Annotated in this window: 7 protein-coding genes; 1 reads left to right on the top strand and 6 read right to left on the bottom strand. The window is 71.2% G+C overall.

Annotation, left to right across the window (positions count from 1 at the left end; translation table 11 throughout):
* The first annotated feature begins 312 nt into the window (after nt 1–312).
* Nucleotides 313–1,248, top strand: coding sequence for a helix-turn-helix domain-containing protein (locus ACZ6I1_RS34600; protein ID WP_469293053.1), 936 nt, complete (start codon nt 313–315; stop codon nt 1,246–1,248).
* A 19-nt stretch (nt 1,249–1,267) separates the two neighbouring features.
* On the opposite strand, the gene ACZ6I1_RS34595 is transcribed toward ACZ6I1_RS34600, so the two are convergent.
* From ACZ6I1_RS34595 to ACZ6I1_RS34570, 6 genes are all read right to left on the bottom strand, one after another.
* Nucleotides 1,268–2,491 (bottom strand): acyltransferase family protein, encoded by a 1,224-nt coding sequence (locus tag ACZ6I1_RS34595; RefSeq protein ID WP_469293051.1) that lies wholly within the window; start codon nt 2,489–2,491, stop codon nt 1,268–1,270.
* A gap of 129 nt (nt 2,492–2,620) precedes the next feature.
* Nucleotides 2,621–3,868, bottom strand: coding sequence for an FG-GAP repeat domain-containing protein (locus ACZ6I1_RS34590; RefSeq protein WP_469293049.1), 1,248 nt, complete (start codon nt 3,866–3,868; stop codon nt 2,621–2,623).
* The gene (locus tag ACZ6I1_RS34585) at nt 3,868–4,638 is read right to left on the bottom strand and encodes a hypothetical protein (protein ID WP_469293047.1); all 771 of its coding nucleotides are present in this window, start codon (nt 4,636–4,638) and stop codon (nt 3,868–3,870) included. The genes ACZ6I1_RS34590 and ACZ6I1_RS34585 overlap by 1 nt, the downstream gene beginning before the upstream one ends.
* 23 nt (nt 4,639–4,661) lie before the next feature.
* Nucleotides 4,662–5,858 carry a non-hydrolyzing UDP-N-acetylglucosamine 2-epimerase gene (gene wecB / locus ACZ6I1_RS34580; protein ID WP_469293045.1) on the bottom strand — a complete coding sequence of 399 codons (1,197 nt, stop codon included), beginning with the start codon at nt 5,856–5,858 and terminating at the stop codon, nt 4,662–4,664.
* Nucleotides 5,859–6,161: 303 nt separating this feature from the next.
* Entirely contained in the window at nt 6,162–7,841 is a 1,680-nt protein-coding gene (locus ACZ6I1_RS34575; protein WP_469293044.1) for an FAD-binding oxidoreductase, read from the bottom strand.
* Nucleotides 7,842–7,845: 4 nt separating this feature from the next.
* Nucleotides 7,846–9,087 carry an MFS transporter gene (locus ACZ6I1_RS34570; protein ID WP_469293043.1) on the bottom strand — a complete coding sequence of 414 codons (1,242 nt, stop codon included), beginning with the start codon at nt 9,085–9,087 and terminating at the stop codon, nt 7,846–7,848.
* Between the last annotated feature and the right edge of the window lie 107 nt (nt 9,088–9,194).

Genomic DNA, 9,194 nt, shown 5'->3' with positions numbered 1-9,194 from the left:
CGTTCAGGATCGAGAAATCCACCGCCAGCATGAACTGCGCCACCAGCAGCACCACGAGGACCAGCTTGAGACGCCCGTCCAGGCGGGCGGGCCCCGGCCCCGGCCCCGTACCCCCGGCGGTACGCGCACTTTCGACAACCGACATCCCGACACATCCTCTCGATCACCGCAACAAGGTGTTGCGGGACCGACTCTGGACCGGTCGGAGGGGGTTACCCAGCCCCCTGGTTGTGCTGGCGCCGGGCAGGCTAGCACTGCCAGGGCCACCTTTACGGGCAGCGTGCGGCGCCCTCCCCCGGCACACTGGAACGCATGGACACTCCCACCGCCCTGGGCGAATTCCTCCGCACCCGCCGGGCCCAGCTCCAGCCCGAGGACGTCGGGCTGCCCTCCCACGGCACCCGGCGGCGCGTGCCCGGGCTGCGGCGCGAGGAGCTGGCCCTGTTGGCCGGCGTCAGCATCACGTACTACACGCACCTGGAGCAGGGGCAGAGCACGAACGCCTCGGACAGCGTCCTCGACGCCCTGGCCCGCGCCCTGCGGCTGACCTCGGACGAGCACGCCCATCTGCTCAACCTGGCCCGCCCGCCCCGCGCCAAGCGGTCGGCGTCGCCCCGTCCCGAGTACGCGCGCGACACCACGCGCCGGCTGATCGGTGCGATGCCGCAGGTCCCGGCGGTGGTTCTGGACGGCCGCAACAACGTGCTCGCCTGGAACCCGCTGGGTCATGCCCTGCTCGCCGGGCACCTCGACGCCGCGAGCCCCGACGACCCGGCGGTACGCCCCAACCTGACGCGGATGCTGTTCCTCGACCCGCACACCCGGGAGCTGTACACGGACTGGAAGAGCGAGGCCCGGGTCGCGCTCGCGGCGCTGCGCCTGGTCGCCGGACGCAATCCCGAGGACCGGGCGCTGGCCGAGCTCATCGGGTCCCTGATGCTGCAGAGCCCCGACTTCGCGACGCTGTGGTCCAAGCATCCGGTGCGGGACTGCACCGTGGGGACGAAGAACCTGCACCACCCCGTCGTGGGCCCGCTGACCCTCGACTTCGAGAACCTGCACCTGACCGACGGCACCAACCACCGGATGCTGCTCTACACCGCCCCCGAGTCCTCGCCCTCCGACGCGGCGCTGCGCATGCTCTCGAGCCTCACCGCCGGCCCCGTCGGCGCGGGGCAGGACAGCCCGGAGCCCGCGTCGGCGGATGCGGACGCGGGCACGGGCACGGGCGGGGGCGGGGAGCGGTGAAGGACGTGCGGGGGCCCGGTCAGCCGGCGCGGCCGCCGGTCGTGGCGGGGACCGGCGCCGGGCTCTCGTAGGGCTCGGCCACCGCGTCCGGCAGCTGCCGCGCACGGGGCTTGCTGCGGCCGAAGCGGCGCATCATCGGCATCTCGACGAAGCGGAAGAGGAGCCAGCCGCCCAGCAGCGAGGTGCAGAAGAACCCGGCGATCACCAGCAGGGCGACGGGGACGCTGTACGTCTGCTCGCCGAGCAGCGAGCGCAGGTAGAAGATCGTGACGCCCTGGACGAGGTAGAACCCGAAGGACACCTCGCCGAGCCAGACCATGGGCCGGCTGCGCAGGAACGTGGCGCGGCCTTCCACATCGGCATGGGCGGTGGCCCCGATCAGCGCGGCGACGGGAACGATCGTCGCGACGACGAAGCCGTACTGGAACGGGGCGACGAGCGCGGCGGCGTAGCCGAGGACGGTCAGGGCCAGGGCGGCGCCGAAGCCGACGCGGCGCGGCCACAGTCCGGCCAGGACGACGCGGGCGAGCAGGATGCCGAGGGCGAACTCGAAGACGCGGCCCAGCGGCAGCAGGTAGCCGAACCAGAACTGGAGGTCGGAGACGGGGGTGATGGCCGACTTCGGGGTGTCGGGCACGATGTACGTCGAGACCAGCTGGACGGCGACCATGCCGACGACCATCAGGCCGCTCCACACCCACAGGGCCGCGCCCCGGATCTTGCGGATCGGGACGATCAGGAGCGGGAAGAGCACGTAGAAGAGCAGTTCGCTGCCGAGGGACCAGCTCGGCGGGTTCACGCTCAGGTTGACCGTCGCCTGCGGGAACCAGGTGTGGATCAGGAGCAGGTTCGGCAGCCAGTCGGCCACGCTGGTGACGGCGGCGCCGGCGAACAGGATCATCGCGGCGGCGAAGACGACGACGTGGTTGGGGAAGATCTTCAGCAGTCGGCGGCGGAGGAACGCGGTGACGCGCTCGCCGGGACGCGAGGCCCAGGCCAGGACGAAGCCGGACAGCACGAAGAAGAACGAGACGCCGAGGTATCCGGCCTTGCCGAAGGCCGTCGCGTAGCCGTCGGCGATCGAGGCGTCGGCGAAGGGGTTGATCGGGGCGTTCGGCGGTATCGGCGAGTCCGTCAGGGAGGAGTGGAAGAAGAAGACGAGGAGGGCGGCGAAGAACCGCAGGCCGGTCAGCGAGGGCAGTTTCGCCCGCCGGGCGGTTTCGGAGGAGCTCGAGGAGGCCACAGGGGTCGCTCTTTCGGAAGAGGGTTCGTCAGGGGGCGGCCGCCGGGACCGTGCTCCGCGTGCGGTGCGGGGTCCCGGCGGCGCGAAGGGCGTCGCGGCGGTACGGGCCGGTGGGGCGTGGGCCGGTGCCTACTGCTGGATCTCGTTGCGGTAGACCATGAGCTTGGCGTCCTTGGCGACGTAGTAGTTCTGGACGGAGTAGGCGATGGTGGCGAAGTCCAGGCGGCCGTCCCCGTTGAAGTCGGCCGTGGCGATGCGGGCTACGGACTCCTCGGAGACCCGCCACTTCGCCCAGACCCCGTTGGCCGCGTCGATGGCCTTGTAGTACATGACGCCCTGCCAGGGCCACGGGCCGCGCAGTGCGACGAGGAACTCCTCGTCGCCGTCGCCGTCGAAGTCGGCGCAGACGATCTGGTGGCCGGGGCCCTCGCCGTTCTCGTTGGGGTCGCCGTACACGTCCAGCAGGACGCGGTTCCAGCCCCCGCCGTCGGCGGCCTTCGTGTAGACGGCGACGGTGTTGCCGTGGAAGGGCTCGATCGCGGCGACGTACGCCATCGGGTCGTCCCCGAGCCGGCCCGCGTTGAGGTCGCCGCTGCCGCGGAAGCCGGTCTGCTCGAACTGCGTGAGCTCGCCCGTGCCGATCAGCTCGCGGATCCACTCCTGGCGGGCCTCGTCGTAGTAGAGCCAGGTGACGCCCTCGTCGGAGGCCAGGAGCAGGGACTCGAGGTCGGAGCCGGGGACCAGGCCCTGCTTCTTCTCGGCGCCGTGGATCATCCGGAAGTGGCTGTCGTCGATGACGGTCATCGGCCATTCCTCCGCGGTGTGCACGTCGTCGGGCTGTGTGAACAGCACGACCGGCAGTACGGCGTGGACGTCCTCCTTGGCGACGATCGGCAGGCCGATGATCTGGAGGCGGTCGGTGCGGGTGAAGTGGCCGGCGCGCAGGCGGTGCATGCCGGTGGCGCGGCCGACGTAGTGCCGCTTCCAGCGGGACTCGTCCTTGTCGGGGGTGCCCGGGTTCTCCAGCCAGTCGATCTTGCCGCCCTCGGTGTTGGCGTCGTGGATCGTGCCGATCGGGCCGTACAGGTCGTAGCAGACGATGACGTCGGGGTGGCCGTTGCCGCTGACGTCGGCGAAGTCGGCGCCCACCGGCATCTTGATGCGGTCGGCTATCAGGCGGCGGGTCCACTCGCCGTCGTTGGCGTACCAGTAGATCTCGCCCAGCCTCAGCCCGTAGCCGAACAGGTCGGGCTTGCCGTCCCCGTCGATGTCGGGGGCCTCCAGCCAGTACCCGTCGCGGAGCTGGTCGGCGACGACCTCGGCGGTGAACTTCGGGGCGCGCAGGACGGTCTCGGTGTTCGTGCCGGTGGCGGTCATCAGTGGTTCTCCAAGGAGGTGGGGACGGGCAGGGTGCGCAGGGCGCGCGGTACGGGGTGGTACTCGATGGCGAGCCAGACGCAGTCGGTGTCGGCCCGGTACTGGTGCATCGGGTAGTGGTAGCTGCACTGGGGGCCCGTCGCGCAGAACGGGTCCGGGGTGGTGTAGCCCGGGCTCATCAGGACGTCCTGGTAGAGGGAGGCCTGGTCGTGGTCGCGGAACCGCTGCATGCGCCCCAGGCCGTGCACCTGGGTGTGGACCTCGATGAAGTCGTGCGTGTTGTGGATGAAGCAGTCGGTGCCGGCGGGCGCGAACCAGAGGTTGGCCCTGACGTTGAACTCGCGCTGGTCCAGGGGTGCTTCGCGTTCGCCGAGGATGTAGGCGGGGTCGAACAGGACGGTGTTGATCTCGTCCTGGGGGCTCCGGTGGAGGGGGGTGTCGCGGTCGAACTCACCGGGGCCGAGCAGGTCGGCGAGGTGGTGCCAGCCCGGTTCCGCGGTGATGCCGGTCATTTCGACGTCCTCCGCTGCGGGGCGCAGCAGGAGGAGCGCGTCGGCCTTCTCGATGCGGGTGTCGGCGAGGACCGTCGAGGAGAGCGGGGGGATGCTCTTGCGGGGTACCTCGGCGACGGTGACGGGGGTGGTGCCGGGGTTGACCACGATCGTGCGGCCTTCGACGGTGTAGTCCACGGCGTCGCGCACGAGGTCGGCCCTCAGGTACGGGCTGCTGAAGTTCAGCGGGCGTTCGATGGCGGACGGGGTGGCGCTCATGCGGGGCTTCCTCTCGGTCGCGGTCAGGTGCGGGCGAAGTCGGCCGTACGGGCGAGTTCCACGCTGAGCTCGTCGACGGCGGTCTCGGGGACGAAGGGCTCGGGGGCGGGCCCCATGCCGAAGAAGTGGGCGAGCGCGGCGATGGTGCGCTCGGTGGCGAGGCCGTCGCCGTACGGGTTGGCGGCGTTGGCCATGCGGTCGTAGGCGGCCCGGTCGCGCAGCAGCTCCAGGGTGTGGGCGACGATGCCTTCGGTGCGGGTTCCGACGAGGCAGGCGGTGCCGGCGACGATGGCCTCGGAGCGTTCGGTGACGTCGCCGAGGACCAGGGTGGGCTTGCCGAGCGCGGGCCCCTCCTCCTGGCTGCCGCTGCTGTCGGAGACGATGACGTCGGCGCGGCCCATGAGCTTGCAGAAGCTGAGGTAGGGCAGCGGGTCGACGACGGTGATGCCCGGGTGGCTGCCGATGTACGGCAGCAGCGCCTCGCGGACCACCGGGTTGCGGTGCAGCGGGACGACGACGCGGACGCCGGGCTCGTCGGCGATGCGGGCCAGGGCCTGCCCGATCTGCGGCAGGTACGGCCACGCCTCGCGGCGGTGTGCGGAGGCCAGGACGACCCGGCTGGGGTCCTGGTCGAGGTCTTCGAGGGCGGGCGCCCCGTAGCTCTGTGCGCGGCCGCTGGCCCAGCGCAGGGCGTCGATGACGGTGTTGCCGGTGACGGTGACCGTGTTGGCGTCGATGCCCTCGCGCAGCAGGTTCGCCAGGTTGCCCGGGGTGGGGGCGAGGTGGAGGGCGGAGACCTGGGCGACGAGCCGTCTGTTGCCCTCCTCGGGGAAGGGGGAGCCGAGCCGGCCGCTGCGCAGTCCTGCCTCGACGTGGACGACGGGGATCCGCTGGTGGAACCCGGCGAGGGCGCCGGTGAGGGTGGTGGCGGTGTCGCCGTGGACAAGGACCGCGTCGGCGGGCGCGGTGGCGAAGTAGTCCTCCAGGCCGCGCAGCGACCGGTAGGTGACCTGGGAGAGGGTCTGCTTGGGCGCCATCACCTTCAGGTCGACGTCGGCGGTGAGGCCGAAGGCGTCGAGGGTCTCGTCGAGCATCTGGCGGTGCTGCCCGGTGGAGATCACGACGGGCTCGAAACGCGGGTCGTCCTGGAGGGCGCGGATGACGGGCGCGAACTTGATGGCTTCGGGCCGGGTGCCGAGGACTACGGCGACGGAACGCATGGTTTCCTCTACTTCCTTCACGAGGGTGATTCGAGCCAGGACATGGCAGGGGAAGGACGCGGCATGGCGGGGCCGCGGAAAGGCTGTTTCTCGGGTGTCGGCCAGGGGATCGGGTCTCACTGCGAGGGGCTTTCCAGCGCCCTCTTCCGGCCAAGACACAGCTTTCCCGGAGCGGGCCGGGGAGTCAACGAACGCCGCCGGCCACTCGAACAGCCGGCCGGGGAACGACAGGAGCCCCGCACTCCGGAGACCGGAGTGCGGGGCTCGTGAACCGCGCGGACGCAGGCGGGGCGGGGGCCCTGGCTAGCCGCGGGCGGGCTTGACGGACATGGAGTGCCGGAAGAAGTCCGACGGGTCGTAGCGCCTCTTCACCTGCTGCAGGCGCGGGTAGTTGTCCTTGTAGTAGAGCGTCTGCCACGGCACGCCGGAGCGGTTGCGCCGGGGATCGGTGATGTCGCGGTCGGGGTAGTTGATGTAGCAGCCGTCGGTGCTGTCGTCGATCAGGGGGACGCCCCCGGTCGCCGCGAAGAAGTCCTCGTACAGGCCGCGCAGCCAGCCCAGGTAGAACTCGTCCTCGCTCTGCTCCTGCCAGAAGGTCTGGAAGCACATCTTGAAGATGGAGGACCGCTGCGCGTTCGCCGTCGCGTCCGGCGCCGCGGCATTGACCTGGCCGCCGAAGGAGAACAGCACCAGCATGGTGTCCGGGTTGGTGAAGTCCGGCCGGCTCATGTACCGGTACAGGGCCGCGATCTGATGGTCCGTGAAGTTCTTCTTCATGTACGCGGACTTGTGCGCCCCGCGCGAGGTGGGATTGGTGATGGTCGGGTTGTTGGCGCCGACCAGCCGGGTCGCCTGGAGCCAGGGCAGCGTCCTGGGCTCCGCGAGCTGCGGCATCGCGGGCAGCTCACCGGTGGCGCGGGTCAGCGCCTTCGGGGTGACGCCCGTACCGGCCGTGATGGCCGCCAGGTAGTCGTCGAGCAGCTTCCGTGCGTTCGGCACCGTCGCGTCGACCTGGGTGAACATCCCCATGCTGCCGTGGGCCTTGGAACTGACGTTGAACAGGCTGGAGAGATGGCGGTACGGGGAGTCGGGGGCGCTGTTCGCGGCGTGCCAGGCCCCGAAGTTCTTCAGCAGGCGGGTGAACCTCGCCTCCGTCAGCTGCTCCCAGGGGAAGTCCACGGCGCTCACCAGCACCGTGGACGGCGGGGAGATCAGCTGCTCGGAGGGGACGGAGCCCTTGGCGCCCGGGGAGCGGAACCAGTAGCGGGTCACCAGGCCGAAGTTGCCGCCGCCCCCGCCGGTGTGCGCCCACCACAGCTCGCGGTGCGGGTCGTCGTCCTCCCGGGTGGCCACGACCGTGCGGACGCCGCCCTTCCCGTCCGTCACCACGACCTCCACGGCGTAGAGGTGGTCGACGACCAGGCCGTGGGCCCGCGAGAGCAGGCCGTAGCCGCCGCCCGCTATGTGTCCGCCGGCTCCGACGCTGTAGCAGATACCGCCGGGGATCGTGACCCCCCAGCCCTTGTACAGGGCCTCGTACACGTTGATCAGACGGGCGCCGGCCTCGACGACGAACGCCCGGAACGCCGGGTCGTACCCCACGTGCGTCATCTCCGAGAAGTCGATGATGACCTCCGTCTCGGGGTGCGCGGCGAAGTCGGCGAAGCAGTGGCCACCGCTGCGCACCGAGACCCGCTTGCCCGCCCGGACGGCGTCTCTCAGGGCACGTTCGGCGTCCGCGGTCGAGCGGACCATCTTGATGTAGTCCGGGCGTGCGACGAAGCGCTGGTTGTTTCCGGTGGTCAGCAACTCATAGCGCGGATCGCCCGGCTTGACGACTGATCCGGTCCCGGCGGCCGGGCCGCCGGAGGGCGCGGGGGACGCGGCGGCCGCCGCGGGACCAGCCAGTGCGCCGGCCACCGCCGCGCCTCCGACGACGGCCGCACCGCGGCTGAGCATGGTCCGGCGATCGACACCGTTCATGGGTCTACCTCGACTTCTGTTCGATGAGTGGTTCAGCGGGAAGTGCTTCGGCGCGGAGTGCTGCCGCGACGGGCGTCGCCGTGGGCAGCGGGGGCCTCCCGGCGCTCCGGCGGTCGAGCAGGCCGGAGAGCGCCGCGGTACCCAGGCCGGCGGCGGCGAGGCCGGCGCCGATCCAGGTCGGCGAGGTCCAGCCCAGGCCGTGGGCGACGGCGAGGCCGCCGAGCCAGGCTCCGAGGGCGTTTCCGAGGTTGAAGGCCGCGATGTTCGCCGCGGAGGCGAGGGCCGGAGCCCCGGCGGCCTGCTGCATCACACGTGCCTGGAGCGGGGGCACCGTCGCGAAACCGATCGCTCCGAACGCGGCGAGGGTGATCGCGGCGGGCAGGGCGGCCCGCGAGGTGAAGGTGAAGACCACCAGCACGACGCTCAGTCCGCCCAGGATGAGGTACAGGCTGGGCATCAGGGCCCGGTCGGCGGCCCGCCCGCCGAGCACGTTGCCGACGCACAGCCCGCCGCCGAAGAGGACGAGGAGCCAGGCGACCGCGCCGTCGGAGAAGCCGGCCAGTTCCGTCATCATCGGCGCGAGATAGGTGAAGGAGGCGAAGACGCCGCCGAAGCCGAGGACCGTCGTGGTCAGTGCCAGCCACACCTGGGGTTTGCGGAAGACGGCGAGTTCGGCGCGCAGCGCTCCGCTCTGCGGCCGCGGCTGCGCCGGGACCAGGGTGATGAGGCCGAGCAGTCCGACGACGCCGATGCCGGTGACGGCCCAGAAGGTGGAGCGCCAGCCGAACTGCTGGCCCAGGAAGGTGCCCAGCGGTACGCCGAGCACATTGGCCAGGGTGAGGCCGGTGAACATCAGGGCGATGGCGCTGGCCCGCCGGTCGGGTGCCACCAGGTCGGCGGCGACGACGGACCCGATGCCGAAGAAGGCGCCGTGTGTGAGGGCGGCGACCAGCCGGCCGCCCATGAGGGCGGTGTAGTCGCCGGCGAGGGCGCACAGCAGGTTGCCGGCGATGAAGAGGGCCATGAGCACGACGAGCATGGTCTTGCGTGGCAGCCGCGCGCCGGCCGCGGTCATCAGCGGTGCGCCGACGACCACGCCGAGGGCGTACCCGGTGACGAGCATGCCGGCGGAGGGGATGGACACGGACAGGTCCTCGGCGACGTTCGGGAGCAGACCGACGATGACGAACTCGGTGGTCCCGATGCCGAAGGCACCTATGGCGAGGGCGAGCAGGGAAGGACGCATCGGAAATCCCACGTTCCTGGGAGGGGAGGCGGGGGGGGGAGGGGGGGGGGGGGGGGGGGGGGGGGGGGGGGGTGTGGTTTTTGTTGTTTTCTCCCCCGGCCCTTTTT

It is taken from the genome of Streptomyces sp. NPDC046303, assembly GCF_055588085.1.
This window is presented reverse-complemented; position numbering and strand designations above follow the sequence as displayed.